General features: G+C 72.6%; 1 protein-coding gene. It reads left to right on the forward strand.

Annotated elements, in window-relative coordinates:
- A partial coding sequence (gene pcaF / locus C7389_RS24740) for a 3-oxoadipyl-CoA thiolase (protein ID WP_133595320.1) occupies nucleotides 1-1119 on the forward strand: 1119 nt, incomplete at both ends.

Consider the following 1119-nt stretch of genomic DNA (forward strand, 5'->3'; position numbering starts at 1 on the left):
CGCCCTCTCCGGCGTGCGCGCCGACGACCTCGCCGCCCTCCCGATCAAGGCGCTGATGGAACGCAACGCCGGCCTGGACTGGTCCGCCCTGGACGACATCTACTACGGCTGCGCCAACCAGGCCGGCGAAGACAACCGCAACGTCGCCCGCATGGCGGGGCTGCTCGCCGGCCTGCCGGTCGAAGTCCCCGGCGCCACCCTGAACCGCCTGTGCGGTTCCGGCATGGACGCGGTGGGCACCGCCGCCCGCGCCATCCGCGCCGGCGAAGCCGGGCTGATGATCGCCGGCGGCGTGGAAAGCATGAGCCGCGCCCCCTTCGTGCTCGGCAAGGCCGACTCCGCCTTCTCCCGCAGCGCCAGGATCGAAGACACCACCATCGGCTGGCGCTTCGTCAATCCGCTGATGAAGGCCCAGTACGGCATCGACTCCATGCCGGAAACCGCCGAGAACGTCGCCGAGGAGTTCAAGGTCAGCCGCGCCGACCAGGACGCCTTTGCCCTGCGCAGCCAGCAGCGCTACGCCGCGGCGGCCGAACGCGGCTTCTTCGACGGCGAGCTGGTGCCGGTGCACATCCCGCAGAAGAAGGGCGATGCCCTCATCGTCGCCCGCGACGAACACCCGCGCGCCACCACGCTGGAAGCGCTGGCCAAGTTGAAGGGCGTCGTCCGCCCGGACGGCAGCGTCACCGCCGGCAACGCCTCCGGCGTGAACGACGGCGCGGTCGCCCTGCTGCTGGCCGGCGAAGCCGAAGCGAAGCGCCACGGCCTCACGCCGCGCGCCCGCGTGCTCGGCATGGCCACCGCCGGCGTGCCGCCGCGCATCATGGGCATCGGCCCGGCGCCGGCCTCGCAGAAGCTGCTGCAGCGGCTGGGGCTGAAGCTGGACCAGATCGACGTCATCGAACTCAACGAAGCCTTCGCCGCCCAAGGCCTGGCGGTGACGCGCCAGCTGGGCCTCGCCGACGACGACGCCCGGGTCAATGCCAACGGCGGCGCCATCTCGCTGGGCCATCCGCTGGGGGCCTCCGGCGCCCGCCTGGTGCTCACCGCGATGCGCCAGCTGGAGGCGACCGGCGGCCGCTATGCGCTGTGCACCATGTGCATCGGCGTGGGGCAGGG

This window comes from Azoarcus indigens (assembly GCF_004361735.1).
GTDB classification, from domain to species: domain Bacteria; phylum Pseudomonadota; class Gammaproteobacteria; order Burkholderiales; family Rhodocyclaceae; genus Azoarcus; species Azoarcus indigens.